The 26901-nt window shown below is 69.7% G+C and carries 29 protein-coding genes; 13 read left to right on the top strand and 16 right to left on the bottom strand.

Annotated features, from left to right (window positions below):
- Positions 1-69 precede the first annotated feature (69 nt).
- Positions 70-1542 carry a right-handed parallel beta-helix repeat-containing protein gene (locus tag VF106_RS19675; protein ID WP_330841217.1) on the top strand — a complete coding sequence of 491 codons (1473 nt, stop codon included), beginning with the start codon at positions 70-72 and terminating at the stop codon, positions 1540-1542.
- Here the strand turns inward: VF106_RS19675 and VF106_RS19670 are convergent.
- Entirely contained in the window at positions 1539-2234 is a 696-nt protein-coding gene (locus tag VF106_RS19670; protein WP_330841216.1) for a LysR substrate-binding domain-containing protein, read from the bottom strand. The two genes, VF106_RS19675 and VF106_RS19670, sit on opposite strands and share 4 nt — an antisense overlap.
- Before the next feature lie 82 nt (positions 2235-2316).
- Between VF106_RS19670 and VF106_RS19665 the strand changes: the two genes are divergently transcribed.
- On the top strand, positions 2317-2688 hold the full coding sequence (locus tag VF106_RS19665) for a DUF5997 family protein (protein ID WP_524535858.1): 372 nt from the start codon (positions 2317-2319) through the stop codon (positions 2686-2688).
- Here VF106_RS19665 and VF106_RS19660 read toward each other — a convergent pair.
- The gene (locus VF106_RS19660; protein ID WP_330841214.1) at positions 2685-3569 is read right to left on the bottom strand and encodes a DUF1444 domain-containing protein; all 885 of its coding nucleotides are present in this window, start codon (positions 3567-3569) and stop codon (positions 2685-2687) included. The two genes, VF106_RS19665 and VF106_RS19660, sit on opposite strands and share 4 nt — an antisense overlap.
- A 199-nt stretch (positions 3570-3768) precedes the next feature.
- Here VF106_RS19660 and VF106_RS19655 point away from each other — a divergent pair, with 199 nt between their 5' ends.
- From VF106_RS19655 to VF106_RS19635, 5 genes are read left to right on the top strand one after another with little or no spacing between them, the layout of a single operon-like run.
- Positions 3769-4989: an ABC transporter substrate-binding protein gene (locus tag VF106_RS19655; RefSeq protein WP_330841213.1), complete on the top strand. Its 1221-nt coding sequence runs from the start codon at positions 3769-3771 to the stop codon at positions 4987-4989.
- A gap of 7 nt (positions 4990-4996) precedes the next feature.
- Positions 4997-5878 (top strand): branched-chain amino acid ABC transporter permease, encoded by an 882-nt coding sequence (locus tag VF106_RS19650; protein WP_330841212.1) that lies wholly within the window; start codon positions 4997-4999, stop codon positions 5876-5878.
- On the top strand, positions 5875-6804 hold the full coding sequence (locus VF106_RS19645) for a branched-chain amino acid ABC transporter permease (RefSeq protein WP_330841211.1): 930 nt from the start codon (positions 5875-5877) through the stop codon (positions 6802-6804). The genes VF106_RS19650 and VF106_RS19645 overlap by 4 nt, the downstream gene beginning before the upstream one ends.
- Complete coding sequence (locus VF106_RS19640) at positions 6801-7565, top strand: ABC transporter ATP-binding protein (RefSeq protein WP_330841210.1); 765 nt, start codon at positions 6801-6803, stop codon at positions 7563-7565. Before VF106_RS19645 ends, VF106_RS19640 begins: the two co-directional genes overlap by 4 nt.
- Positions 7566-7568: 3 nt before the next feature.
- Positions 7569-8270, top strand: coding sequence for an ABC transporter ATP-binding protein (locus VF106_RS19635; RefSeq protein WP_330841209.1), 702 nt, complete (start codon positions 7569-7571; stop codon positions 8268-8270).
- A 163-nt stretch (positions 8271-8433) separates the two neighbouring features.
- Here the strand turns inward: VF106_RS19635 and VF106_RS19630 are convergent, their stop codons facing one another.
- The 6 genes from VF106_RS19630 to VF106_RS19605 are packed head-to-tail and all read right to left on the bottom strand — an operon-like array spanning position 8434 to position 14451.
- The gene (locus tag VF106_RS19630) at positions 8434-9510 is read right to left on the bottom strand and encodes a Gfo/Idh/MocA family protein (protein ID WP_330841208.1); all 1077 of its coding nucleotides are present in this window, start codon (positions 9508-9510) and stop codon (positions 8434-8436) included.
- Positions 9511-9519: 9 nt separating this feature from the next.
- Positions 9520-9834, bottom strand: coding sequence for an L-rhamnose mutarotase (locus tag VF106_RS19625; RefSeq protein ID WP_330841207.1), 315 nt, complete (start codon positions 9832-9834; stop codon positions 9520-9522).
- A 4-nt stretch (positions 9835-9838) separates the two neighbouring features.
- Positions 9839-10954, bottom strand: coding sequence for a mandelate racemase/muconate lactonizing enzyme family protein (locus tag VF106_RS19620; protein ID WP_330841206.1), 1116 nt, complete (start codon positions 10952-10954; stop codon positions 9839-9841).
- Complete coding sequence (locus VF106_RS19615) at positions 10951-12441, bottom strand: sugar ABC transporter ATP-binding protein (protein WP_330841205.1); 1491 nt, start codon at positions 12439-12441, stop codon at positions 10951-10953. Before VF106_RS19615 ends, VF106_RS19620 begins: the two co-directional genes overlap by 4 nt.
- A gap of 3 nt (positions 12442-12444) precedes the next feature.
- Entirely contained in the window at positions 12445-13419 is a 975-nt protein-coding gene (locus VF106_RS19610) for an ABC transporter permease (RefSeq protein ID WP_330841204.1), read from the bottom strand.
- A 3-nt stretch (positions 13420-13422) separates the two neighbouring features.
- Positions 13423-14451 carry a sugar ABC transporter substrate-binding protein gene (locus VF106_RS19605; RefSeq protein WP_330841203.1) on the bottom strand — a complete coding sequence of 343 codons (1029 nt, stop codon included), beginning with the start codon at positions 14449-14451 and terminating at the stop codon, positions 13423-13425.
- A gap of 129 nt (positions 14452-14580) precedes the next feature.
- On the opposite strand from VF106_RS19605, the gene VF106_RS19600 reads away from it, so the two are divergent.
- From VF106_RS19600 to VF106_RS19590, 3 genes are all read left to right on the top strand, one after another.
- Positions 14581-15462 carry an amidohydrolase family protein gene (locus tag VF106_RS19600; protein ID WP_330841202.1) on the top strand — a complete coding sequence of 294 codons (882 nt, stop codon included), beginning with the start codon at positions 14581-14583 and terminating at the stop codon, positions 15460-15462.
- Positions 15463-15558: 96 nt separating this feature from the next.
- Positions 15559-16080: an SRPBCC family protein gene (locus tag VF106_RS19595; protein WP_330841201.1), complete on the top strand. Its 522-nt coding sequence runs from the start codon at positions 15559-15561 to the stop codon at positions 16078-16080.
- Positions 16077-16655, top strand: a complete 579-nt coding sequence (locus tag VF106_RS19590; protein ID WP_330841200.1) for a dihydrofolate reductase family protein — start codon at positions 16077-16079, stop codon at positions 16653-16655. Before VF106_RS19595 ends, VF106_RS19590 begins: the two co-directional genes overlap by 4 nt.
- 141 nt (positions 16656-16796) lie before the next feature.
- On the opposite strand, the gene VF106_RS19585 is transcribed toward VF106_RS19590, so the two are convergent.
- The 4 genes from VF106_RS19585 to VF106_RS19570 form a co-directional block, all read right to left on the bottom strand.
- A complete protein-coding gene (locus tag VF106_RS19585; RefSeq protein ID WP_330841199.1) occupies positions 16797-17765 on the bottom strand; it encodes a thiamine pyrophosphate-dependent dehydrogenase E1 component subunit alpha in 969 nt (322 codons plus the stop codon).
- 115 nt (positions 17766-17880) lie between these two features.
- On the bottom strand, positions 17881-18888 hold the full coding sequence (locus tag VF106_RS19580; RefSeq protein ID WP_330841198.1) for an alpha-ketoacid dehydrogenase subunit beta: 1008 nt from the start codon (positions 18886-18888) through the stop codon (positions 17881-17883).
- An 8-nt stretch (positions 18889-18896) separates the two neighbouring features.
- Positions 18897-19664 (bottom strand): SDR family NAD(P)-dependent oxidoreductase, encoded by a 768-nt coding sequence (locus VF106_RS19575; protein ID WP_330841197.1) that lies wholly within the window; start codon positions 19662-19664, stop codon positions 18897-18899.
- On the bottom strand, positions 19661-20797 hold the full coding sequence (locus tag VF106_RS19570; protein ID WP_330841196.1) for a mandelate racemase/muconate lactonizing enzyme family protein: 1137 nt from the start codon (positions 20795-20797) through the stop codon (positions 19661-19663). Before VF106_RS19570 ends, VF106_RS19575 begins: the two co-directional genes overlap by 4 nt.
- Positions 20798-20916: 119 nt before the next feature.
- On the opposite strand from VF106_RS19570, the gene VF106_RS19565 reads away from it, so the two are divergent.
- Positions 20917-21942: a LacI family DNA-binding transcriptional regulator gene (locus tag VF106_RS19565; protein ID WP_330841195.1), complete on the top strand. Its 1026-nt coding sequence runs from the start codon at positions 20917-20919 to the stop codon at positions 21940-21942.
- On the opposite strand, the gene VF106_RS19560 is transcribed toward VF106_RS19565, so the two are convergent.
- On the bottom strand, positions 21932-22324 hold the full coding sequence (locus VF106_RS19560; RefSeq protein ID WP_330841194.1) for a hypothetical protein: 393 nt from the start codon (positions 22322-22324) through the stop codon (positions 21932-21934). The two genes, VF106_RS19565 and VF106_RS19560, sit on opposite strands and share 11 nt — an antisense overlap.
- 83 nt (positions 22325-22407) lie before the next feature.
- The gene (locus VF106_RS19555; RefSeq protein ID WP_330841193.1) at positions 22408-23376 is read right to left on the bottom strand and encodes a helix-turn-helix transcriptional regulator; all 969 of its coding nucleotides are present in this window, start codon (positions 23374-23376) and stop codon (positions 22408-22410) included.
- Between the two features lie 54 nt (positions 23377-23430).
- Between VF106_RS19555 and VF106_RS19550 the strand changes: the two genes are divergently transcribed.
- On the top strand, positions 23431-24156 hold the full coding sequence (locus VF106_RS19550; RefSeq protein ID WP_330841192.1) for an alpha/beta hydrolase: 726 nt from the start codon (positions 23431-23433) through the stop codon (positions 24154-24156).
- A gap of 54 nt (positions 24157-24210) precedes the next feature.
- On the top strand, positions 24211-25389 hold the full coding sequence (locus tag VF106_RS19545; protein WP_330841191.1) for an acyl-CoA dehydrogenase family protein: 1179 nt from the start codon (positions 24211-24213) through the stop codon (positions 25387-25389).
- 3 nt (positions 25390-25392) lie between these two features.
- Here the strand turns inward: VF106_RS19545 and VF106_RS19540 are convergent, their stop codons facing one another.
- On the bottom strand, positions 25393-26166 hold the full coding sequence (locus tag VF106_RS19540; protein ID WP_330841190.1) for an ABC transporter permease: 774 nt from the start codon (positions 26164-26166) through the stop codon (positions 25393-25395).
- Positions 26159-26899 (bottom strand): ABC transporter ATP-binding protein, encoded by a 741-nt coding sequence (locus VF106_RS19535; protein ID WP_330841189.1) that lies wholly within the window; start codon positions 26897-26899, stop codon positions 26159-26161. The genes VF106_RS19540 and VF106_RS19535 overlap by 8 nt, the downstream gene beginning before the upstream one ends.
- Positions 26900-26901: the final 2 nt, after the last annotated feature.

Raw genomic sequence — 26901 nt, 5'->3', positions numbered from 1 at the left:
TATTGTTGCTCGGAGCGACTCCCTCGTTGGCACGAACGACACAGGGGAATCACTGTTCCGGAGGACGGTATGGCTGGTGCGCGTGCATTGTCACTGGTAATTTCCCTGGCGTTGTTACCCGGTGCCAGTCCGGCGGTGGTGTCGGCGGAGGACGAACGAAGTCCCGGCGCGTGCGGCACCGTGGTCGGTGTGCCGACGCCGCCAGACGGCGCCCAGATCGTCGCGCCCGGCAGCGATCTGTCGGCCAGGACCAGGACAAGCCCGGCAGGCACGACGTTCTGGCTGAGCCCCGGCACGCACACCCTGGCATCGGACCAGTTCGGGCAGGTCATCCCGAAGGACGGCAACGTCTATCTCGGCGCGCCCGGCGCGGTGCTCGACGGGCAGGGGATCAACCGGGCCGCTTTCACGCAGCAGGCCGCCGACGTGGTGATCCGTGGCCTGACCATCCGTAGGTTCGTCCCGTCGGTGGACCAGGGCGTGGTCAACCACGACTCCGCGCCGCGCTGGGTGATCGAGGAAAACGTCATCGAGGACAACGACGGCGCCGCGATGATGGCCGGGAACGGTCAGCAGGTGCGTGGAAACTGCCTGCGGAACAACGGGCAGTACGGGATCAACGCCTACCGTCCCGGCGGGCTGTCGGACCTGGTCATCGAGGACAACGAGATCGTCGGCAACAACACCGACGACTGGGAGGTCCAGATACCCGGCTGCGGCTGCACCGGCGGTGTGAAGTTCTGGGCCGTGAACGGCGCCGACGTCCGCGGCAACTGGGTGCACCACAACCACGGCGCGGGAATCTGGGCCGACACCAACAACAACGACTTCATCATCGAGGAGAACCTGATCGAGGACAACGAGGCCGAGGGCGTGTTCTACGAGCTCTCGTACAACCTCATCCTGAGCGGGAACTCCTTCCGGCGCAACAATCTCGTGAAGGGCCGGTGGCGCGCCGAGCGTGGCGACAACTTCCCGGTCGCCGCGGTGTACATCAGCGAGTCCGGTGGGGAACCGCGGCTACCCGCCCGCACCGACATGATCGACATCCGGGGCAACATGTTCTCGGACAACTGGTCGGGCGTGACGTTGTGGGAGAACGCGGACCGGTTCTGCAACAGCCCGGCCAACACGTCCGGGCTGTCGTGCACCCCGTTCGTGCCGCTGGTCTCCAACTGCGCCGACCCGGGCATCACGTCGGCGCCGCTGTACGGCGACTGCCGCTGGAAGACGCAACGGGTGCACGTCCGCGAGAACACCTTCGAGTTCGACTCGGAGACGCAGGGATGCCGGTCGCTGTGCGGGCGGATGGCGGTGCTGTCGAACTACGGGACGTTCCCCACCTGGTCGCCGTACAAGGCCTGGACGGTCTCGGACGCGATCACCTTCCAGCAGCAGAACCGGTGGTATGACAACCGGTACTACGGACCGTGGACGTTCGTCGCGCACAACACCTCTCGCGGGTTGTCGGTCGACCAGTGGTTGGCGGCTCCGTACAACCAGGACGTGTGCAGCACCTTCGGCGATTCGACCGGCTGTTAGCGGGATCGCCTGCGGCCCCGGGACGGCGCGGGTTGGCGGCGGGGAGAGGGCTTGCGGGTCGCGGCCTTCCTCTCCGCCTGCGGCTGGGGGCGTCCCCGCGTGCTGTTGACGGTGCGGCCCCGGACGATGCCGATGAACTGCTCCATCAGGTCGGTGGTCTCCTCCTCCAGCCACGTCAGCGCGACACGTGACTCCGGGGCGAAGGTGACCGGCCGGTACGTGAGGTCCCTGCGGTGGTGCAGCCGCGCGAGAGACTGCGGGACGACGAGCAGCCCGACGCCGGCCGCGACCAACTCGACGGCGTCCTTGGTGGTGGCGGGGCGGTCGATCGCCTCGCGGCCGGGTGGGCGCGCCCAGTCCAGTGTGTCGTCGATGGGGTGGAGCACGACGGCATCGGCCACGTCCTCGACCGAGACCTCGTCCGCCGTGGACAGTGGATGGTCCTTGCCCACCACGATCACGGTCGTCTCGGTGTAGAGCGGGATCGCGTGCAGGCCCGTCCGGTCGATCGGCAGGCGCAGGAGGGCCGCGTCGGCCAGGGCGTCACGTACCAGTCCGGCGGCGTCGGCGTTGGGGACCTGGTCGAGGACCAGCGGCACGTCGGGCACCCGTTCCTGCCAGATCCGCACCCACTTGGCCGGCGTCACCCCGGGGACGTACGCGAGCCGGAACGATGAAGAAGCGCCCGTCACGACCGGCAGGCTACCGGGTCTGAACAGCGTCTCCAGCGCCGCCCGCTACCCTTCGGCAATGACGCGTAGGACGCTCCAGACGATGAAGCCCGCGACCGCGGCGAAGAAACTGGGCGTGTACCTCGAGGCAACGCCCACGGAGTTCCGGGAGGGTGTCGTCTCGCGCGACGAGCTGAACGCCCTCCAGGCCGACCCGCCAGAGTGGCTGCGTGAGCTGCGCCGCAACGGTCCGCATCCCCGCTCGGTCGTCGCGGCGAAGCTGCGGGTCTCGATCAGCGGGCTCGTGCGTGGCGGTGTCACCGACCCGCTGACGACCGAGCAGATCGAGGCGCTCAAGGCGGACAACCCCGACTGGCTGCAGCGGGAACGCACCACACAGGTCGAGGCCAGGAAAGAGTCCGCCCGCCTCAAGGCGGCGGCGGAGAGCATTCCCCGCCGCCCGAAGCGTGCCTAACCATCCAGTCTGTCCAGTGCCCCGGCGTACCCGGGCGAGTAGTGGGTGGCGATGTCCTGGCCGATGACCCCGCTGTCGCCGCCGACGTGGTGGGCGACGGGCTCCAGGTAGCCGGTGTCCGGCGACCACCAGTACACGTGCCTGCTGAGCGGGCGCTGACTGTCCTCATAGCACTCGGTGGCGACCCGGGCGATCTCGCCAACCGCGTACCCGGCCGCGGCGCCGTCCTTCAGCGCGTGGAAGATCAGCATGTTGTCGTTGGGCACCGCGACCAGCACGCCGTGTGACACGTCGGGGTCGCCGGTGACGGCCTCGACGACCCAGGGCAGGACCATCACGGTCGACGCGAGGTAGTCCGAGCCCTCGATGATGAAGATGCCGGCGTGGGTGGCGCACTCGTTCGGCACCTGGCCGTACATGTTGTTCATGCCGGCCTCGAGGAGCCGGTCGAACCCGTGCTGGCGCACCCGGTCACCGTTCAGGAGCGCGATGTAGTTGGGATAGTCGAGGGCGAGCACCATGAGCAGGTCCGGTGCCACCTCCAGCGCGTAGGGCCACATCTTCCGCGCGTCACCGTCGAGCGGCCGTAGCTTCACGTACATGCGGTCGAGCAGTTGCTCGGTCGGTCCGTCGAGATCCGCGTTCTTGCCCGTCAGCGCGTCGAGGATCTGGCCGAGGCAGTCGTCGACCAGCTTCGGCCACTGGTCGGTGGGGGCGCCGGCCACGGCGTCGAACACCGGGCCGAGACCGAACTCGAGCTCCTCCGGTGAGACGACCTCCATCCAGTCGTCATGGACCACCACCCGCATGCCGATGAAGACCGGGCTGCGCCGGACCAGGTTCCGCAACCGTTCGTGCTGGTTCGTCGTCAGGCTGTACACGGCGGAGAACGTACAAGATCAGCTCGTGCCGCTCAGGCGTTTGCCGGAAGCGGCGCAGCGGTGGCCGGAACTGGCCGCCGAGATCTGGATTTGGGCGTAAGGTTCGCCCGATGTGTGGTTGACGTCACCTGGCTTTATCTACATACTGCTGCCGCATCGGACGTTCGATGTAGAACGTTGATGCCCGAAGTGAGGTGTCATGAGTGGCTTGGTGATCACCCGCCGGCGACTTCTCGGCATGTTCGGTGCCACGGGTGCCGCGGCCGCGTTGTCCGCGTGTGGCAGCAGTCTCGGCGGCGGCGGCGAATCCTCCTCGGGAGGTGAGCAGGGCGGCGCGGTCAAGATCGGCCTGGTGGTCCCGCAGGCCGGGGTCTACGCGCCGGTCGGGCTCGACCTCCAGCGTGGCTGGGACCTCTGGCTGGAACAGCACGACGGCAAGATCGGCGGGTTCACCGCGACGACGGTCGTCGGCGACGAGGGCGAGACCCCGCAGACCGGTGTCGCCGCCGTGCAACGCCTGCTCCAGTCCGACAACTGCGACGTGCTGGTCGGTGTGGTCAGTTCGGCCACCGCGCTCGGAGTGCGAGACCTCGTGACCGAGTCGAAGAAGCTCCTGCTGGTCGCGAACGCCGGCGCCGAGGACATCACCGGGAAGGCCGCGTCGCCCTACATCTGGCGCACCTCCTTCACCAACGGGCAGGTCTCCGGGGTGATGGGCCGCTACCTGGCCGAACAGGGCACAAAGGACGGCGTCTTCGTGCTCGCGCCCGACTACGCCGCCGGCGCGGAGGCGACCGCGGGGTTCCAGACCGCGTACGAGGCGGCCGGCGGCGCGATCGCCGGCTCCGCGAAACCGCCCTTCGGCAAGACCCAGGACTACCAACCGTTCCTGTCGCAGATCCAGTCGTCCGGGGCCAAGGCCACGTTCTGCTTCTTCGCCGGCGCGGAGGCGGTCGCGTTCGTCAAGCAGTACCGGCAGTTCGGGCTTGCCGACACGATCCCCTTGTACGGTTCGGGATTCCTCACCGAGGGCGGCGTGCTGACCGCGCAGGGCGCCGCGGCGCTGGGTGTGCAGACGTCGCTGCACTACACAAGCGAGCTGGACAACGAGCACAACAAGGACTTCGTCGCGGCGTACAAGAAGAAGTACGACGCCGTGCCGACCGTCTACTCGGTACAGACGTGGGACGCGGCAGGCGTTCTGGACCGTGCGCTGAAGTCGGCGAAGGCCACCGACGGTGACGCGCTGTCGAAGGCGCTCGACGGTGTCGGGTCGATCGACGACAGCCCGCGCGGCGAGTGGAGCTTCGAAGGGCAGACACCGAAGCAGAAGTTCTACGTCCGCGAGGTCAAGCAGGCCGGCGAGGGCTTCGTCAACGCCGTGATCGCCGAGACCGAACCCGTCGGACAGGACAGCTGAGCCGCGCATGGGTGCCTGGTTCGACGCCAACCTGGTCAGCGTGCTCAACGGGGTCGCGATCGGCTGCCTGCTGTTCATCCTGGCCATCGGGTTGTCACTGGTGTTCGGGATGATGGACGTGCTGAACCTGGCGCACGGCGCCACCTTCCTGGTCGGCGCCTACACCGGCTGGGTCGTGGGCGGCACGGACCCCACCTGGGCCACGTTCCTGCTCGCACTGGCGGTGGCACTGGGCATCGGGCTCCTGGTGGGCGCCGGCATGTCGCTGCTGACCGAGCCGTTGCGCCGCCGCTCCCACCTGGACCAGGCACTCCTCACGCTCGGCGTGGCGCTGATCGTCGCCGAGCTGCTGTCGATCGCGTTCGGCAACGACGTGCAGGCCGTCGACGCGCCACCGGGGCTCGACGGCACCGTGACGCTTCTCGGCAGCGCCTATCCGACCTACCGGCTCGTGCTGATCGTCGTCGGCGCGGTGTTCGCCGTGGTGCTGTGGGCGCTGATGAGCCGGACGATGATCGGCACGGTCATCCGCGCCACGGTGGCCGACCGGGACATGGTGTCCGCCATCGGCATCGACAACCGCAAGGTCAAGCTCGCCGTGTTCGCGGCGGGCTCGGCGCTGGCGGCCGTCGCCGGTGTGCTCGGCGGCCCGATCTACGGCGCCAGACCGGGACTCGACTCCACCGTGCTGATCCTCGCGCTGGTCGTCGTGGTCATCGGCGGGCTCGGTTCCGTGCGCGGTGCGCTCGTCGGCGCGCTCGTGATCGGGCAGATCGAGTCGCTCGGCCGGGCCGTGCTCGCCGACGCGGCGTCGTTCCTGCTGTTCGGCGCGCTGGCCGTGGTGCTGGTGCTCAGACCGCAGGGCCTGTTCGCGGGAGCCGCGCGATGACCCGGGTGGTGCGGACCGGAATGCCGGTGGTGGCGTGGCTCGCCCTCGCGGCCGCGCCGGTGTTCCTCGCCCCGTACGCGACGACCACGCTCGCCAGGATGTTGGTGTTCGGGCTGCTGGCCGCGAGCCTCGCGTTGCTCGTGGGTGTCACCGGACTGCCGTCGCTGGGCCACGCCGCCTACTTCGGCGCTGGCGCCTACGCGGCGGGCTGGTTCGCCAAGAACGTCTCGACCACGGCGCCGCTCTCGCTGCTGATCGCCGCGGCGACCGGTGGTGTGGTGGCCGCCGCCACCGGGTGGGTCGCGGTCCGGGCTCGGGGCGTGTTCTTCCTGGTGCTCACCCTCGCCATCGGTGAGATCGTGCTCCAGGTCGCCGAGGTATGGGAGTCGATGACCGGCGGGTCCAACGGCCTGTACGGGATCCCGGCGACCACGATCGGCGGCGAGCCGGTCGTGCATCCCGCGTACCTGTACTGGTTCGTGCTGGCAGTGTTCGCGGTCGGTTTCGCGGTGCTGTGGCTGGTGGTCCGGTCGCCGTACGGGACCGCGCTGCGGGGCATCCACGACAACGAACCGAGGATGCGCGCGATCGGTTACCCGACCGCGCTGTACAAGTACACGGTCTTCGTCATCGCGGGGACCGTGGCCGGACTCGCGGGCGGCCTGTTCGCTGTGCAGCAGCGGCTCGTCACACCGGCCGACGTCGGGTTCACCACCGCCGCGCTGGCGCTCCTCGCCGTGATCATCGGCGGTGCCGGCAGCCTGTGGGGCGCCTGCGCCGGTGCGGGCCTGGTGATCCTCGTCCGCGACTCACTCGGGCCCACGCTCGACGGCCACGGCCCGCTCGTGCTGGGTGTCGTGTTCGTGCTGGTGGTGTACTTGATGCCGAGAGGTGTCGCCGGCATACGTCTGCGGAGAGCGTCGTGACCGTTTCCCTTACCTGCACCGGGCTCAGCAGGTCGTTCGGCGCGCTCAAGGCGGTCGACGACGTCGACCTGGCGGTGGCCCCGGGCAGCCGGCACGCGCTGATCGGCCCGAACGGCGCCGGCAAGACCACACTCATGCACCTGATCACCGGGGCGCTGCGTGCCGGCGCGGGGTCGGTGCGGTTGGGTGACGAGGACATCACCACGCTCTCGGTGGTCCGCCGCGCGCGGCTCGGCATCAGCCAGACCATGCAGCACGCCAGCCTGTTCCCCACGATGTCCACATCGGACAACGTGTTGCTCGCCGTGCAGCGTCGCCACGGCCGGATCGGGCTGTGGCCACAGCGGGCGTTGCGTGGGCGGGTGGAGACCTTGTTGGACCGGACCGGCCTCGCGGGTCGCGGCGACGTGCTCGTCGCGAGCCTGTCCCACGGCGAGCGCAAACAGCTCGAGTTGGCGGTCGCACTGGCATGCGAGCCGCGGCTGCTCCTGCTCGACGAACCGGCCGCCGGCATGTCACCCGCCGAGTCGGCGCGGCTGGCCGAGCTGGTCGAGGAGCTGCCCGCCGACGTGACCGTGGTGTTCGTCGAGCACGACCTGGACCTGGTGTTCCGGCTGGCCACCACGGTGACCGTGCTGCACCTGGGCCGTGTGCTGCTGACCGGCTCCCCCGAGGAGGTACGCGCCAGCGAGGCCGTGCGGGAGGCCTACCTCGGCAGCGGCCGGGACGAGCCGCTGTTCGTCGAGCGTGCGGAGGCATGAGCCATGGACCTTCGGATCTCCGGCCTGGTCTCCGGCTACGGTGGCAGCACGGTGCTGACCGGAGTGGACCTGGCACTCGGCGGCGGCGGCGCGTTGGCGGTCCTCGGTCGCAACGGCGTCGGCAAGAGCACACTGGCGATGACGGTGGCCGGCCTGGTGCGTCCCCGTGCCGGGTCGATCACGCTCGACGGCCACGAGGTGGCCGGCCGCCGCGCCGACGAGATCGCTCGCCGCGGTGTCGGCCTCGTGCCGCAGGGCAGGCGCCTGTGGGCCTCCCTGACGGTGCGCGAACACCTGGAACTGGCGGCACGGCGCGCCAACGCTCCACAGTGGACGATCGAGCGGGTCTACGAGGTGTTCCCCCGCCTCGCCGAACGCAGACGACACCTGGGCAGCCAGCTCTCCGGCGGCGAGCAGCAGATGGTCGCGATCGCCCGTGCCCTGCTGACCGGACCGTCGCTGGTGATCCTGGACGAGCCATCCGACGGCCTGGCACCCGTCGTGGTCGACCGGATCGCCGAGGTGATCCTGGACCTACGCGCGGACGGGGTGACCGTGCTGCTCGTCGAGCAGGATCTCCACCTCGCCTTCTCGGTGTGCGAACAGGTCGCGGTGATGGAGAAGGGTCGCGTCGTGCACGCAGCGTCCACATCGGACTTCCGAGGAGACCCGGACACCGCGCACCGCCTACTGGGCGTCGGCTGACCCAGTGCTGTGGCGGAATGCGTCCGCCGAACGGGAGTGTGGCCCGGTGGACGCGCGTTCACGCTGCGGGCAATGTCTCGAAAGACGCGCTTATGTCGTTGAACGTCCCCATCGCGTCTTTCAGGACACCAGCCACAGCGCGGCCCGGCGAGCCTTCGTGTCGCTAGAGCGTGGGGCTCGCGACCGTGACCGGCGCGCCGTCGCGACTCGCTGACGTGTACGCGGCCTCCAGGAAGGCGACCGTGTCGGCGGCCGGGCCGGCCGGGGACAGGTTCTCCGCCGCCGGATCCGCGATGAGGTCGGCGAAGGCGCGGATGGGCCGCTCGGCCGGGTAGATCTCGTCCTCGGCGAGTGGCGGGTCGAGACGTTCCACCGTGCCGTCGTTGCGGTGGATGGACAGTGTGCCGGCGAGCAGGTCCTGCAGCGCGTACCCCTCGGTGCCGTAGTAGCGCAGTTCCTGCTGGCTGTCCTGTCCTGGCCGGATCGAGCCGGTGGCCGCCATCGTGCCGATGCCACCCCCGGTGAACTGGAACGACATCGCGTCGACCACGTCGACCGCGAGGCCGAGGTTGCTCATCACCGCGCTGACCGACGCGACCCGCTTGCCGGTGACGTACAGGACCATGCCCATCGAGTGCGTGACCTGGGTCTGCCCGTGGCCGCCGCCGGAGATCTCCGGGTCGGCGTACGTGGACGCGGCCGGGCCGGTCACCGGGAACTGGAACACCGGCTCGTAGCGCTCCGGGCGACCCCGGTAGTACTCCTCGACCATCGACACGTACAGCCCGGACGTCAGCAGAACCTCGCCGATCTCCCCGCCCAGCACGGCCTTCCGCAGCCGCTGCGCTGCTCGCGTGTGCTGGTAGGTCAGGCCGACCATGAGTGTGCGGCCGGCCTTCTCGGCACGCGTGACCAGGTCGTAGGCGTGGTCGGCACGCAGGGTCATCGGCTTCTCGATCAGCACGTGCAACCCGGCGTCGAGCGCGGCCTTGACGTGTTCGTAGTGGTACACATGGGGAATCGCGATCACCACGCCGTCCACCAGCCCGGACGTGTACAGCTCCCGCGGGTCCAGGAACGTCTTCGCGACGTCGTAGGTGTCCGCCGCCCGTTGTAGGGCCGTCGCGTCGGGGTCGGCGAGCGCGGCCACCTCGGCGCCGTCGTACGCCTTCAGGCTGGGAATGTGGTGCTGCGTCGCCCACCAGCCGGTGCCGACGACGCCGATCCGAGGCTTGTTCATCGAATCCCCCTAGTCGAGGTGCCAGACCTCGTCGGCCCAGAACAGCTCGCCGTCGTCGTCGGTGATCCGCGCGATGATGTCGGTGAACCATTCCTGCCAGCGCTTGTTGACATCGGTCGCGCCCATCGCGGCGGTGGCCGTGGCACGGTCCGGATGGCACTCGGCGTACGCGTAGACCGTGGTGCCGCGCCGGAACAGCGTGTAGTTCGACCAGCCGGACGCGGTGAGCGCCTCGACCATCTCCGGCCAGATCTCGTCGTGCCGGCGCTGGTATTCCTGCTCCGTGCCGGGACGGAGCTCGAAGGTGAAGAAAGCACGTTCCATCGCGTCATCCCTTCTCGCGGTCGAGCCGGTAACGGTTCACCCAGTCCCAGTCGAACTCGATGCCGAGACCGGGGCGGTCGGGCACGGCCAGGTGGCCGTCCCGCAGAGGTGCGCGACCCGCGTCGATGTGCCAGAAGACCGGGTCGCGGTCCGGGTGGAACGCCTCGACGTACGTACCGTCCGGAGTGGACGCGATGAGGTGCACCGCGACCTGTGATTCCTCGTGGTGCCCCATCTGCACGCCGTAGCAGGCGGCCAAGCCTGCGACCCGGCGCCACTCGGAAGGCCCGCCGGACCACGAGGCGTCGTAGTTGCACACGTCGATGGCGCCTTCGGCGATCAGGTCGCGGGCCCCCGCCCTGCCGATCTCGCTCTGCCCGGCGCACACCGCGACCCCGGCCTTCAACCGCACGTCACGCATGCCGAGCCGGTCGTTGTACCAGCGGACCGGTTCCTCGAACCAGCGCAGGTCGTGTTCGGCGACAAGCCGGCAGAAGGTCAACGCCTCCTGGACCGTGTAACCCTGGTTGGCGTCGGCCATCAGCACGAAGTCCGCACCGCCTGCCTTGCGCGCGGTGGCGAAGCGCTCGGCGTCCTCGACCGGTGACGCGCCACCGACCTTGACCTTGCAGCCGGCGAAGCCAAGCTCGCGGTAATGCTCGATCTCGGCGCCGAGGTCGGCAAGCGACTGCCCGTAGTACCCACCGATCGCGATGATCGGCACCGACTTCCGGTAGCCACCCCACACGGTCGCCAGCGGCAGCCCGGCCACCTTGCCCACGATGTCCCACAGCGCCGAGTCGATCGCCGCCACGGCCATGATCGGCAACCGCCGGTAGGACAGGATGTCGAAGGTGGCCGGCACCATGTCCTCGTAGCGCGCCTCGACCTCGCGAGGGTCCTTCCCGATCAGCCGGGGCGCCAGCTGGTCGGCGATGATCCGCTGGATCGTGGCCTGCGCGGTGTCCTCGTCGCCGTTGTACGACTCGCCGACCACCCCCTCGTCGGTGTGCACCCGGGTGATCAGGGTCGCGCGATGGGACATCGAGTAGTACGAGCCCTTGAACGTGCGGACAAGTGGAACGGAGACGGGAATCGTGTCAACAGACGTGATTTTCACACTGTCTCCTTCATCGCGGCGGCTCTGGTCAGTCGGGCCCGGTCGGCCTCCGCGCGGGTCAGCTCGGCGGAGACGCGACCGCGGGAGAACACGACGATCCGGTCGGAGACGCGCAGCACCTCGTCGATGTCCGAGGACACCACGATGATCGCGACGCCGCGGCCGGCGAGGTCGGACAGGATGCGGTAGATCTCGGCCCTGGCACCGACATCCACCCCTCTGGTCGGTTCCGCGAGCAGCAGGACGGTGGCGCCGCGTTCCAGCCAGCGGCCCAGCATGATCTTCTGCTGGTTCCCGCCGGACAGCGTCTCGATTGGCTGACCGGCGCCCTTCGGCGCCACGATGCGCAGCTCTTCCTGCCAGCGCTGGAAAGCGGCCCGGGACGCGCGCGGGCTCAGCATGCCGAACCTGGCCTTGCGGGACCAGTCGGCCGCCGCGATGTTCTCCGCGGCGGACAGTCCATTGAGGACTCCCTGGGTCTTCCGGTCGACCGGGAGGAACCCGATGCCGGCCCGGATGGCCGCCCACGGGCCGGCCGGCTGGCCCGTGCTGTCCGCGACCGTCATCGTGCCGGCGTCGAACCGCCGCAGCCCGAACATCGCCTCGGCCAGCTCCAACGCGCCGCAGCCCAGCCGGCCGAACAGCGACAGCACCTCACCCGCGTGCGCGGTCAGGCTCACACCGTCGACATGACCGGCGAGGTGGACGTCCCGGACGGTCAGCGCGGCGTGCGCCGGCGGGTGCCGGGGCAGGTCGATCGAGGCGCCGATGTCCTGCCCGACCATGGCGGTGACCAGGGCGTGCTGGTCGAACTCGGTGACCGGGCCGGCGGCGGCGACGCGGCCGTCCCGGAACACCACCACGTCGTCCGCGATCTCGGCGACCTCGTCGAGCCGGTGGGTGATGTAGATGATCGCGACCCCGTCGTCCCGCAGCCGGCGCACGAACCGGAACAGGTTCTCGACCTCGGCGGCGGCCAGTGCGGAGGTCGGCTCGTCGAGGATCAGCAGTCGGGCGTCCGCGACAAGGGCCCGCGCGATCTCGACGATCTGCCGCTGTGCCACGCCGAGTTGTTCCACCGGGCGGTCCAGCGGCAGGTCGACACCGAGCTGGTCGAGTACGGTCCGCGCGGTGCGGCGAACGGCTCGCCAGTCGACCCGCCAGCCGCGCCGCGGCAGCCTGCCGAGGCAGATGTTCTCGGCGACGGACAGCTGCGGTGCGTCGAGGAACTCCTGGAAGATGGCCCGGATTCCGATCGCCTCGGCATCCCGCGGCGAACGGATGTCCACCGGTCGACCCGACACGCTGATCGTGCCGGCGTCGCAGCGGTGGTCCCCGGCGAGGATCTTGACCGTGGTGGACTTGCCCGCGCCGTTCTCGCCGAGGAGCGCGAGCACCCGGCCGCCGACGGCGTCCACGTCGACGCCGTGCAGCACCGGCACGTTGCCGAAGCTCTTGTACAGACCGCGAACTTCCAGACGGAACATGGATCAGTCCCGTCGCAGGCGACGAAGTTGGTCGAGGCCCACCGCGAGGATCAGCACCCCGCCGCGGGCGACCTCCTGCCAGAACGACGTGACGTTCAGGATGGTGAGTCCGTTGTTCAGCGTGCCGAGGATCAGCACGCCGACGAGCGTCCCGACCACCGTGCCCCGGCCGCCCGTGAGGCTGGCGCCGCCGAGCAGCACGGCGGCGACCACCGAAAGCTCCAACCCCTCGGCGGACAGGGGAGTGGCGGCCCGCAGTTGGGAGGTGAGGATCAGCCCGGCGAGCGCCGCGAGTCCGCCGCTGATCACGAAGAGCGCGAACAGATTGGGTGCCGGGCGGATGCCGACCAGGCGTGCGGCGTGCGGGTTGGCGCCCAGCGCGTAGATCCCGCGACCGAACGCGGTGTAGCGCATCAGCACGACGAACGCGGCGGCGACCAGCGCGAAGATCCACACCGGGGTCGGGACGCCGGCCAGTGAGCCGGAGCCGAGCCCTCGGAAGCCGTCGATGCCCACGGTCTGGCCGTTCGACACGAGCTTGGTGGCCCCGCGGAGCACCGACAGCATGCCGAGCGTCGTGATGATCGAGTTGATGCCGATCAGTGCGACCAGCCCGCCGTTGACCGCGCCGGCCAGCAGCCCACCGGCCAGCGCGGCGGCGACGCCCAACGCGAGCCCGTGGTCCTCGGCGACGACCGCGAAGAGCATGCCGCAGAACGCCGCCGCCGACCCAACGGACAGGTCCACGTTGGCCGACACCATGAGCAGCGTCGCCGGGACGGCCACGACGCCGAGGACCGCGACGGACAGCAGGATGTTGCGGAAGTTGTCGACGGACAGGAAGTACGGGGAGCTGACGGAGAAGTAGACGACCAGCGCCACCAGGAACAGGCCGAGGAGCAGTTGGGTCGGCAGCGCCGGCGCCCGCCGCCGAGGGGGTGCCTCGTCCGTGTGCTCGTTCGACATCACCGTGGCCACGGCCTACTTCTCCGCGGGGTAGATGTCGTCGATGTTCGCCGCGGTGATGAAGGTGTGCTCCATGAGCAGCGGGTCGGCTGCCGGCTTCTCGCCGTTCATCATCCGGATCATGTTGGGGACGACCAGTTCGCCGTAGTTCTCCGGGAAGAACCCGGTCGCGCCGGCGTAGAACTCGTCGGTGCGGATCAGGTCGTGCGCGCTGGGGTCGCCGCCGTTGCTGGCGAAGATGACCTGGCCCGCGCGGCCTGCCTGCTCGACGGCCGAGTGGAAGCCGAGGCAGGCGTCCTCGTTGAGGCAGAGGGCGACGACGTGGTCGGCGGCCGGGTGGGCGGTCAGCCAGTCCCGGCCCTTGGTGAACGCCGGCTCGGTGCGGTCCGCGTCGACCCTGGTCACGATGGAACCGGGCACGGTCTCGGCCCAGTCGTCGAAGTCGCCGTACTCGAGGTCCGGGCAGACCTGTTCGAGCCCCGCGATCGCCCCGTTGAGCCTTTGGATGCTCGGCTCGCCGGAGGCGAACCCCTCGAAGGTCACCACGGCGTCGAGGTCGCAGTTCCACTTCTGTTTGGCGAGTTCGCCCGCTCCGGCCCCGGTCATCTCGCCGGCGCCACGGTTGTCCGCGCCCATGAACGTCGCGCACGGCTTGTGCGGGATGTCGATCGCGATCACGGGACGGTCCCCGGCGAGGTCGCAGATGGCCTCGGCGATGCCGGCGTCGACCTGGAACTCGACGAGCGCGTCGACGCCCTGGGTGACGAACGTTCGCACGTTGTCGAGCGCGCGCTGCGGGTCGAGCTCGTTGTCGGCGTTCAGGATCTGGACGTTGCACTGTTCCGCGACGCGTTCGATGCCGGTGCGCACCTGCACCGCGAACGGCACCGACTCGCCGAGGTTCGCGAACCCGACCCGGCGACCCGCGCCGTCCTGACCCTGGCAGACCTCGGGCAGCTCGCCCCCCGCCGCTCCGGAACCCCCGGCACCGGAGTCGCACGCGGACAACAGCAGGACAGCGAGGAGGAGAGCGATCGGACGCATTCGACTCCTTCGTTGGAATCGATTCCTGTCGCAGCAAGACGCTAAGCGGCCTTCCTAGTAGGGTCAAGGGGTTGACAACGCGTGAACCGTGGCTTGTTGTGGAACCGTTTCGATGACCGGGGAGCGGACATGGCTGAACTGCAGATCGTCGACGCGCACTTCCACCTGTGGGACCACACGGCCGAGGGGCTCGCCTGGGACTGGCTCGTGCCCGGCACCGCACACCCGCTGCTCGGCGACATCAGCCCACTGCAGACCCGTGAGTACACAGTGGACGATTACCTTTCTGACGTTCGCCAGCACCGCGTGACGAAGGCTGTGCACGTCCAGGCGGCCATCGGCTCACCCGACCCGGTCCGGGAAACCGAATGGCTGCAGGAGTACGCCGACCGCACGGGTTTTCCGCACGGCATCGTGGCCCACGCCGACCTGAAGGACCCGGACGTCGAACGCGTGCTGGAACGGCACCGCGCCCACCGCAACATGCGGGGTGTCCGCGACTTCTCGTACGGCGACTACCTCGTGGAGGACTCCTGGCACCGCGGGTTCGCGTTGCTGGCCAAACACGAGCTGAGCTGCGATCTGGACTGCACCTGGGAGCGGATGGGCAAGGCGCGGAAGCTGGCCGACCGGTTCGACAACACGCTGATCGTGCTGGACCACGCCGGCCTACCCGAGGACCGCACCGACGAGTACTTCGCGAGCTGGCGGGCCGGGATGGCCACACTGGCGGGTGCGGACAACGTGGTGTGCAAGATCTCCGGCCTTGGCATGGGCGACCACATGGCCGGCGGCAGGTGGAGCGTGGACTCGATCCGCCCGTACATCCAGGGCTGCCTGGAGATCTTCGGCGTCGACCGCTGCCTGTTCGGCAGCAACTGGCCGGTGGACAGCCTGTTCGCCGACTACGGCCCCACGCTGGCCGCGTACCTGGAAGCCACCGCCGAACTCACCGAGGGTGAGCGTGCGGCGGTGTTCCACGACAACGCCATCCGCGTCTACCGCCTCTGAGAATTCTTCGTCGGTGGTGTCGGATGGCGCCGAGTGTGTTCGTAGCCAGGGTGAAGGACCGGCAACGGGCCGGTCGCCACTCACCGGAGGCCCACGATGTCCGCCACCACCGCCCCCGCGAAGCCCACGACCGACCAGGAGAACGTGAGCGCCACCCTGGTCGTCGCCGCGCCAGCCGCGCGGGTGTTCGCCGTACTGGCCGACCCGACGACCCATGCCGCGATCGACGGCACCGGCTGGGTGCAGGAATCCGCCGACCAGGCACCGCTGACCGAGGCGGGCCAGATCTTCCGGATGGACATGCATCACCCCGACCATCCCAACGGCGACTACCAGGTGGTCAACAAGGTCGTGGTGCTCGACCCGCCGCACGCCATCGGCTGGCTGACGGGCCAGGAGACCGACCACGGTGACCTGGAGTTCGGCGGCTGGATCTGGTGCTACGACCTGGCACCGCTCGGTCCGTCCGAGACCGAGGTCACGCTCAGCTACGACTGGTCGGCCGTGCCGCAGCACATCCGGGAATATCTCCAGTTCCCGCCGTTCGGCCCTGACCATCTCATCAACTCACTGCACCACCTGGCCGACCTCGCCGCACAAGCCCGGAGGACATCATGACCGCTACGTACACCTTCGACGTCTTCACCAGCCTCGACGGCTTCGGCGCCAACAACGGCGACTGGGGCGGCTACTGGGGCAAGCAAGGCCCCGAACTGCTCGAGCGCCGCCTCGCCTTGTACAGCGCGGAGCAGCGGATGGTCTTCGGCGCCAACACGTATCGCGCGCACGCGCAGATGCTGGCCTCGAGCACCGAGGAATCCGAGTCCTTTGACCCATGGGTCACCCGGATGAGGAACCTGCCGGCGACGGTGGTGTCGAGCACCCTGGTAGGACCGCTTGACTGGCCGGACGCGACGCTCGTGAGCGGAGACGCCGTCGAAATCGTCGCCCGGCTCAAGGAGGAGTCCGAGGTGCCGTTGCGCTCGCACGGCAGCCTGTCGCTGAACCGGGCGCTGATGGCCGCGGGTCTGGTCGACCTCGTCCAGGTGACGCTCTTCCCGGTGATCACCGGTCAGACCGGAGTGGACCCGATCTTCCGGGGTGGAGCCGACTTCGACCTCGAGCTGATCGAGAGCCGAACCCTCGACGGCCACACCCAGGAGCTCACCTACCGGCCCACCCCGCACGCCTGAGTCCTGCTCGACAGCGCAGGCCCGCTTCGCGGGCCCCCATAATCCCGCGAAGCGGGCCTCGCCCCGTCCGCCTCGGTTGACGCAACCCCCAGTGCGGCGGAGCGGGCTCTGCCGCCGGGCGCTCGGGCCCGGCGGAGCCTGTCAGCTCTCGGCGACCACGTTGCGGAACATCGCCTCGATCGGCGGTGCCGGCGCGGCCTTCACCTCGGCCACCGCGGCGTCGAGCTGGGCGATGACGTCGGCGCGGATCGCGTCGAGCTCGCGGAGTAGGCCGGCAGACTCGGCGTAGAGCGTGATCGGGTCCCGTTTCGACCAGGCCTCCAGCTCACCGTCCGGGCGGTACGGTCCGGTGTCGGTTCGCGAATGGCCGGAGTAGCGGTAGGTCTTCATCTCCAGCAGGGTCGGGCCGCCGCCGTCGCGGGCCCGGGCGACCGCCCGGCTGACCGCGGCGGACACCTCGTCGAGTGACTGGCCGTCGACTATCTCGGCGGGAATGGCGTACGACGCGGCCCGGTCCGCGAGGTCGGAAATCGGGGTCGTGCGGGGGAGCGGGGTGTACTCGCCGTAGAGGTTGTTCTCGATCACGAACAGCACCGGCAGTCGCCACACGGCGGCCAGGTTGAGCGTCTCGTGGAAGGCGCCGATGTTCGTCGCGCCGTCGCCGAAGACCGCGACCGCCACGTCGTCGCGGTCGCGGACCTGCGCGGTCAGTGCCGCGCCGGCGGCCACCGGGATGCCGGCGCCGACGATGGCGAACGTGGGCAGCAGGCCGACGTCCGGGTCGCACAGGTGCATCGAACCGCCGACACCGCCCAGCAGACCCACCGAGCGACCCATGATCTCGCCGAGCACGGCCGTCGGCGTGCAGCCGAGCGCCAGGGCCACGCCATGACCCCGGTAGGTGCACGTGACCGGGTCGGTCGGCCGCAGAGCGGCGGCGAGCCCGACAGCGACCGCCTCCTGACCCTCGCACAGGTGTGTCGTGCCGGACACGGTGCCTTCCAGGAACAGCGCCTTGACCCGGCCCTCGAACTCCCGGATCTCGATCATGCGCGCGAGCCGGCCGACCGGGTCGCTCAGCTGCTGCCTGCGTTCCAGGTTCGTGCTCATGACGCCCCCGCTCCCGCTCCGTGGCACCGGAACGTTCCGCAGGCTCCGCTCCACCGGCGCCCTCCGCGGGCTCGGTGACGTCCTGATTGTTGCCGTTTCGCTCCGCAAGCTCCGCTCATCGGGCCTCCCACCACGGTTTCGGCAGCCGGCCGGAGCTGATCAGCTCGCCGACCTGTTCCCGCACGTACTCCGCGCCCGGCACGTACCGTTCCTCCAGGGGTTTCGCGTACGGCACCGGCACGTCCGGCGCGGTGACGCGCACCACCGGCGCGGCCAGCACACCGAACAGCTCGGCCGCCACCCGGGACGCGACCTCGGTGCCCCAGCCACCGGTGAACGGGCCTTCCTCCACGATCACGAGTCTTCTGGTCCGGCGTACCGAGTCCAGTACGGCCTCGACGTCCCAAGGCAGGAGCGTGCGCAGGTCGATCACCTCGGCCGTCCAGCCGTCCGCGCCCTCGGCGGCGTCCAGGACCGTCGGCACGGTGCCGCCGAGGCCGAGGAGCGTCACGTCCTCGCCGGTGCGCCGCACGTCGGCGACCCCCAGCGGGATGACGCCGGCCTCGCCGGTGGTCACCTCGGTGCGCTCGGGGTAGAGCCGCCGCGGCTCCAGCACCACCACCGGGTCGTCGTCGCGGATCGCGGCCCGGAGCAGCCCGTACGCGGTCTGCGGCCCGGACGCCACGGCGAGCTTCAGCCCGGGGGTGGCGTAGCACCACGTCTCCAGGCACTGCGAATGCTGCGCGCCGAACCCGACGCCCGCACCGACCGACACCCGCACGGTCATCGGCACCGGGTAGTGGCCAGCGGACAGGTACCGGAACTTGGCGGCCTCGGTGACCAGCTGGTCCAGCGCCACCCCGAGGAATTCGCCGAACATGATCTCGACGACGGGGCGCAGCCCGGTCGCGGCCGCGCCAACGGCGGCCCCGAGAAAACCCATCTCGGAGATGGGGGTGTCCCGTACGCGCTTCGGGCCGAACTCGGCGAGCAGGCCGTCGGTCGCCTTGAACACCCCACCGGCCTCGGCGACGTCCTCGCCGAGCACCACCACCGTGGGGTCGTCGCGCATCTCGTCGGCCAGTGCCGTGGCCACGGCCTGCCGCATCCGTAGCTTCGTCATTGAGGCTCCTAGTGCATGAGGAATCCGCCGCTGACGTCGATCGTCGCGCCGCTGATGAACGACGCGTGGTCGCTGGCGAGGAAGACCACCGCGCCGGACACCTCCTCGGGCGACCCGAGCCGCCGCAGCGGTGTGTTGGTCACCAGCCGGTCCCGGACCTCGTCGTCGAGCCCGGTGACGAGCATCGGCGTCGTGATGTGCCCGGGTGCCACCGTGTTCACCCGAATCCCCTGTGGACCGTACGTGCGGGCGAGTCCCCTGGTGAGGCTGACGACCCCGCCCTTGGTGGCGCCGTAGACGGTCGACCCGCCGAACCCGCCGGTCCACGCGGCCTGTGAGGCGAAGGTGACGATGCTGCCGCCGCCGTGCTCGCGCATCGCCTCCGCCACCGCACGGCAGAGGAAGAAGGTGGCCTTGAGGTTCACGTCCAGCTGCCGGTCCCAGTCGTCCTCGGTCACGTCGGTCACCTCGGCGCGGCGGCGCAACACGGCGGCGAGGTGCGCGAGACAGCGCAGCGAGCCGAGGTCGGTCACGGCCCGCTCGATCAGCGTCTGGTGCGTGGCCAGATCGCACAGATCCGCCGCCACGCCGACATGTCCGTCGCCGGGCAGGCTCGCGACCGTGCGGTCCACGGCCTCCTGCTGGAGGTCCACGACCATGACCCGCGCACCGCACTGTGCGAAGGTCGTCGCCGTGGCGGTGCCGATGCCGCCGGCCGCACCCGTGACCACGACGCCCTGTCCCTCCAGCCCTGCGCCGAGACCGACCACGCTCATGACGCCGAGTCCATGCGGTAGCGGGCCACGACGTCCTCGCGGACCTCGATGCCGAGACCGGGTGCGCGCGTCGGTGGGCGCACCCAGCCTCGGTCGTGCCGGATCGGCACGGTGACCAGCTCGTGTTGCATGGGGTTGTCCAGCGGCTTGAACTCGATCAGCTTGGCCGCGGGCGTGCTGAAGCTCGCCGCGACGCTGGCCGCCGTGCAGATCGCCGAGGACCAGGCGTGCGCGTTGACCTGCCGGCGCCGCGCCTCGACCCGTTCGGCCACCCGGCGGAACCCGGTGAGGCCCTCCGCTCTCGCCGGGTCGACGCCGACCACGTCGACCGTGCCGGTGGACAGGATCCGCTCGAACCCCTCGACGGTCCATTCGCGTTCGCCGTACGCGATGAGCGTCTCGGTCTTGGCCCGCAGCGTCGCGTAGCCCTCCGGATCCCAGCCGCCGAGCGGCTCCTCGATCCACTCGATCGCGTACCCCTCGAACGCGCGAGTGCGTCGAACAGCCGTGGCGACGTCCCACCTGACCGCGTTGCCGATGTCGATCATGATCCGGGCGTCGGCGCCGAGCGTCGACCGCAACGCACGCACGTAGGCGACGTCGCGGTCGTGCTCGTAGCCGAGGCGGGCGTTCCCCCGCTTGCCGAACCCGACCTTCACCCCCTGCAGGCCGGTGGCCAGCCAGCCCTTGGCCTCGTCGGCCATCTCGTCGATGGACTCCCGGCTCGCGTGGCACGACGCGATGGCGGGCAACCGCTCGTGCACCGGCCCGCCGAGCAGGTCGAGCACGCTTCGGTCGAGCGCCTTGCCGGCCAGGTCCCACAACGCGATGTCGATGCCGGCGATCGCGTACGACGCGATCCCGCCGCCGTGGCCGTACCACCACGCGTGTTCCTTGAGCGCTCGCCAGATCGCGCCGGTCTGTGTGGGATCCCGCCCGACCACGAGGTCGGTCATCCCCTCCACGATGGCCTTCGTGGCCAGGGTGGCCTCCGGGAACTGGGTGATCGCCTCCCCCCAACCGACGGCGCCGTCGGTCGAGGTGATCCTGACCAGACACAGGTACCGCGTGGCGCCGAAGTCGTTCGGCTCGGGATAGCTCACCGGGATGGCCTCGACACGCGCGACCTTCACCAGCACCTCCGACTTCCACCGAAATCGATTCCAGAACACTATCAGCTTTGTTGCCCAGTGCCGAGAGGCTTGGTCGGCAGCCGTACAGTGGCCCGGTAACGGTTCCGAAGGTGGCGAACATGGGACGTGCGGAGAAGGTCACGGTGCGCGCGGTCGCGGAACGCGCTGGGGTGGCGGTCTCGTCGGTGTCCCGCGTGCTCAACGACCACGCCGACGTCAGCGATGGTCTGCGGGCCAGGGTGCTCGCGGCGGTCGAGGAGCTGGGCTACCAGCCTGACCCGGTCGCGCAGAGCCTGCGCAGCGGGGCCACCCGCACGATCGGCTGCATCGTCAGGGACATCGCGAACCCGCTGTTCGGTGACATCGTCAAGGGCGCGGAGAACGTGCTGCACGACGCGGGCTACTCGCTGCTGGTCAGTAACACCGACGGCGACATTCGCCGGGACGTCGACTACATCGAGCTGTTCCTGCGCAGGCGCGTGGACGGGCTGCTGCTGTCGCTGCAGGCCGAGGACAACGCCGACATGATCGCCGCGCTGCGGCAGGCCAGCTGCCCGCTGGTCCTGCTGGACCGTGACGTGCCGGGTCTGTCGGCCAGTGCCGTGCTGTGCGACCACTTCACCGGCATCGTGGCCGCGGTAGGGCACCTGGTCGCACTCGGCCATCGGCGGATCGGGCTCATCGCGGGGCAGCCGGTCATCCGGGCGTCGCGGGAACGCAAGCGCGGCTTCGACGAGGCCCTCGCGAAGGCCGGCCTCCCGGTGGCGCCCGAGCTGGTGCGGCTCGGCCCGTACGCCGCCGAGTTCGGCCACGCGAGCACACTCGAGCTGCTCGACCTGGCGGACCCGCCGACCGCGCTCGTGGCCGGCGGCATCCAGTTCACCATGGGCAGCCTGCGCGCCCTGCACGAACGCGGCGTGCGCATCGGCGCCGAGCTGTCGTTCATCTCCGCGGACGACATCGACTGGCTCGAACTCCACGACCCACCGATCAGCGTGGTGAAACGCGACCACATGCGCATGGGTCACCTCGGCGCCGACCTGCTGCTACGCACCCTCGGCGGCGAGGCGCACCCATGCTTCGAACCCGTTGGCACGACGTACATCCACCGCGCTTCGGTGCAACCGCCCGGCGTCAGTCGCTGAACACGAAGTCGTCGACGTAGGGCCGGCACTGGGTCATGATCGGCCTGGCACGCAGGTCGGTCCAGCAGGTGCGCCACCGGAGGGGGTGCGCGTTCGAGCCGAGCGGCTCGATGGAGATGACCCGTTCCGCACCGCAGCGGCCCGATTCGGTGTCGGTTCCGCCGTCCCAGGAATAGCTGAGCAGCAGAAGGTACCGGTCGCATTCGGAATCTCTGATAATGAACGAGTTCGGACCGTAGGTCAGGTCGTGGTCTCCGGCGTTGTACAGGACCGTGCCGGCACTGTTGCCCTGGCTGGAGGTCGCGGCACTGGCCGGGATGGCGAGGAACAAGGGTAAGACGAGCGCGGCGAGTAAAACGGAAAACCAGCGTTTTGACGACATCGGGAAGGTTCCTTCCGGTGAAAACAAACAGGGTCGAATTCCTGTTTAACGGACGCCGGGAACCCCCGCACGACGTCGCCCATTTATTGGGACGACGGCTGAGTGGCGCTCATGGACAGTCGGTCGGCGAGTTTCGTGACCTCGGTCCGTAGTTCGTCCGGGTACTCGATCCGGAACGGGCAGCCCAGCCAGGCGAGTACCGCCGCCGCCCACGCCAGGGTGTTGCCGCGGAGCAGCATCCGGACACCGTCGGGTGTCTCGGTGAGCGTCGCGACGGTGGCCGGCAGTTTCGTGCGCACGTCGGCGACCGTCGAGTCCAGGAGGACGGACACCTCCCGCGGGTAGGGCACGTCGGCGAGTCCGGACAGCACCCGGTGGATAGGGTCGAAGTCGGCCGGTACCTCGAACGTGCCGGGGACGAGGGTCGCGGTGGCGACGCGGTCGAGGCGGAACGTGCGCACCTCGCCGCGCAGGGAGTCCGCGCCCGTCACGTACCAGCGGCCGGAGTGGAACACCAGGCCGTACGGCTCGACGCGTCGCTCGCTCGCCCCGCCGCGCCAGCTCGTGTACGTGATCTCGACCGGCTGGCGGCGCCGGGCGGCGTCCGCGAGCACCAGCAGCACCGCGGTGCCCGGCGGGTTCGCCGACCACGCCGGCGCGGTGAAGTCCGCCGCGGACAGCAACGCGTCGAGCCGTCCGGCGAGCGCGAGCGGCAGCACCCGGCGCACCTTGGCGGACGCGCTGTCCGCCGCCTCGGCGGCCGCCGTGACCAGGCCCGCCCGGCGGCCGGCGACGAGACCCAGGACGACCGCCACCGCCTCGTCGTCGGTGAGCATGAGCGGCGGCAGCTTGTAGCCGGGGGCCAGCCGGTATCCGCCGTACCGTCCGCGCCGCGCCTCGATCGGGATGCCCAGATCGGTGAGGTGCTGGGCATACCGGCGCAGGGTCCGTTCGTCGACGGCCAGACGGTCCGCCAGTGCGCGCACGGTGTGCGTGCCACCGGTTTGCAGCAGCTCCAGAAGCGCCAGCACGCGCGCTGTGGGACGGGTCACACCGACGATAATACCGGGCGGATTCTGCCCGGTATTCGGCCTACCGTTCCTGGCATGACGACTTACGTGTTGGTTCCCGGTTTCTGGCTCGGTGGATGGGCGTGGCGTCCGGTCGCGGACGCGCTGCGTACACACGGGCACGAGGTGCACGCGTTGAGCCTGACCGGCATGGGGGAGCGGGTGCACCTGGCGCGGCCGGACACCGACCTGGAGGTGCACGTCACCGACGTGGTGAACCTGTTGCGCTACGAGGATCTCACCGACGTGGTGCTGGTCGGGCACAGCTACGCGGGCGCGGTGGTGATCACGGCGGCGGCCGACAGGATGCCGGACCGCGTCGCGAAGCTCGTGTTCGTCGACACCGGCCCGCTGCCGGATGGCGTCTCGCAGTCCGAGTTCGACGAGCCGGACGAGCAGGCGGCGAACGCGGCGATCGTCGCCGAGCACGGTGACGGCTGGCGGCTGCCTCCGCCGCCCTGGGCGGAGATGGGTGCCGACCTCGACCCGGACATTCTCGCGACGCTCATCGAGCGGTCGGTGCCACAACCGTGGTTGACCGCGACCACGCCGGTGTCGCTGACAGGTGCCTGGGAGAAGCTGCCGCGGCTGGGCATCCTGTGCGGCTTCACCGAGGAACAGGCCCGCGCCATGGCCGCCGCGCCGATGTTCCGGCACATGGCCGACGAGCAGTGGCGGTTCGAGGAACTGCCGACGTGGCACTGGCCGATGTTCACCCGCCCGCTCGATCTCGCGGAGATACTGCACAGCGCGGGGGAATAGCCATCGGTGGTGTGCCGACCTAGGCTGGGTTTGGTCGCATCCTTGGGGGAACGCATGGGACAGCTGCACGTCAGCGCCGAGTTCGACGAGATGGCACGGCGAGTCGAGGAGATCGCGCCCATCCTGCGTGATCAGGCCGAGGCGAGCGAGGAACTGCGCCGGCCCACGGACGAGGTGGTACGCGCGCTGACGGCGGCCGAGGTGCTGAAGATCAGCATTCCCCGGGCGTTCGGTGGCTACGAGTTCTCGCCGTCACAGGTGGTACAGACCATTGAACGGTTGTCGTACCACGAGGCTTCCGTTGGCTGGGCGGTGATGGCGGCGCAGATGGTCACCGGCTGCACCGGGGCCTACCTCGGTGCGGAGGCCGCCGCCGACCTGTACGCCGACGTGCCCGCCGGGCGGCACGCCATCATCGCCGGGCAGGGCACGCGGTTGGGTCAGGCGGTGCGCGTCGATGGCGGTTTCCGGATCAGCGGGCACTGGGGCTTCGCCTCCGGAATCCCGCTGGCCACCCACATCCACACCGCCGCCTTCTGCGCCGAGACCGGCCAGCCGTTGGTGTTCACGTTCCCCAAGGAGCTCGCGACACTGGTCGACAACTGGGACGTGCTGGGGCTTCGCGCGACCCACAGCATCGACTACGTGTGCGAGGACGTGTTCGTCCCGGCGACACACGTCTACGAGGCCACCACGACGGAGAACGTGCACGGCGGCGCGGTCTACCGCCTCGGTCTGGTGAACCTCGCGGCCGTCTGCCACACCGGCTGGGCGCTCGGCGTCGGCAGGCGGCTGCTCGACGAGCTCAAAGCCCTGGCACAGACCAAGACGGGCACGCACAACGCCTCGGTGGACACCGGCCACTTCCACGCCTCCTTCGCGCAGGCCGAGGCGAGGTTCCGGGCGGCACGCGCGTGGGTGATGGAGGTCTGGGCCGACAACGAGGCGACGCTGGACCGCGGCGAACACCTGAGCACGGAACAGGAAACGCTGACCCGGTTGATGCTCAACAACACGACCTGGTCCGTGCAGGCCGTCGGTCAGACCGTGTACCAGTGGGCCGGCACGACCGCCATGCGCCGGGGCGACCTGCAGCGGTACTTCCGCGATCTCAACGCGGGCACGCAGCACGTCACGTCCGGCCCGGTGGTGTTGCAGCACACCGGTAGGTGGTTGGCCGGCCTGGCCCCGGACGCCCACTGGCAGTTCCTGGACCTGGTGTCTCCCGAGTAGCGGTCACCGGTGCTCCTCCGCCCATGGGAGCAGCCGGCGCTCCAGGTACGCCAACCCGTAGAACAGCACGATGCTCATGACGCCGAGCAGTCCCATGGCGGCGAACGCCAGTGCGGTGTCCGCGCTGGACCCGGACGAGACGATGACGAAACCGAGACCGGCGCTGGCACCGACGAACTCCGCGATCACCGCCCCGATCACGGCCAATGAGACGGCCGTCTTCAGGCCGACGAAGATCTGCGGCAGTGCGTACTGGAAGCGCAGCTTGAAGAACTCCTGCCGACGCGTGCAGTCAAGGGAGCGCATCAGCTCGACGAGCTCCGCCGGCGTGGACTTCATCCCGGACGCGGTGGAGATGACCACCGGGAAGAAACACACCAGGAACACCAGGAGGACCTTCGGCGCGGGCCCGAACCCCAGCCACACCACCAGGATCGGCGCGATCGCGATCTTGGGGACCGCGTTGAGGGCGAGCAGCAGCGGGTAGATCGTGCGCTCCAGGATCGGTGAGGTCACGATGAGCAGCGCGATCGGTATGCCCACCACAATGGACAGTCCGAAGCCCTGCACCGTCTCCAGCAGCGTCACCCACGTCTGCTCCAGCAGGTAACCGGGGTACTCGCCGAACGCCGCCAGCACGTCGCCCGGGCTGGGCAGCAGGAACTCCTCGATCGCGAACACGATCGTGGCCAGCCACCACAACGCCAGCACGGCCAGCAGACCGAGCACCGGGAGCACGATGTTGGCCACCCGGGTCCGCACGGTTCGCTCACTCACCGGTCAGCAACTCGTGCAGCGCGCCGCTGACCGCGGCCACCCTGGCGGTGTGCGCGGTTCGCGGACGAGGGATGTCGACCTCGACGAGCTCGTGCAGCCGGCCGGGTCGCGGGGTGAGCACCGCGACCCGGTCCGCGAGCACGACCGCCTCCTCGACGGAGTGCGTCACGAACACGACCGTCCTCGGGTGTTCCCACCAGATTCGTTGTAGCTCTGCCGAAAGCTCGGTCCTGGTCAGCGCGTCCAGCGCGGAGAACGGCTCGTCCATGAGCATCACCGCCGGATTCTGGATGAGGGAGCGGCACAGCGACACCCGCTGCTGCATCCCGCCGGACAGCTCGTGCGGGAGCCGCGCGGCGAACCCGGCCAACCCCACCAGCTCCAGCAGCTCGTGCGCGCGTGCGATGTGCTTCTGCCGGTCCAGACCGTGGACCTCGACCGGCAGCAGGACGTTGCCCAGCACCGAACGCCACGGCAGCAACGCCGGACGCTGGAACATGACCGCCACGTCGCGACGTGGTCTCGTCACCGGCTCGCCGGCGACCAGTACCCGGCCGGCGGTCGGTGCGAGCAGTCCGGCGACGATCCGCAGCAGCGTCGACTTGCCGCAGCCGGAACGTCCGATCACCGCGACGAACTCGTGCTCGCCCACCTCGAGGTCGATGCCGTCCAGCGCCACGATCGGCTCGGCCTTCCCGTCGAAGACCCGGGACACCCGCTCCACGACGATCATCG

Source organism: Actinophytocola sp., assembly GCF_036378875.1.
Classification (GTDB): domain Bacteria; phylum Actinomycetota; class Actinomycetes; order Mycobacteriales; family Pseudonocardiaceae; genus Actinophytocola.
This window is presented reverse-complemented; position numbering and strand designations above follow the sequence as displayed.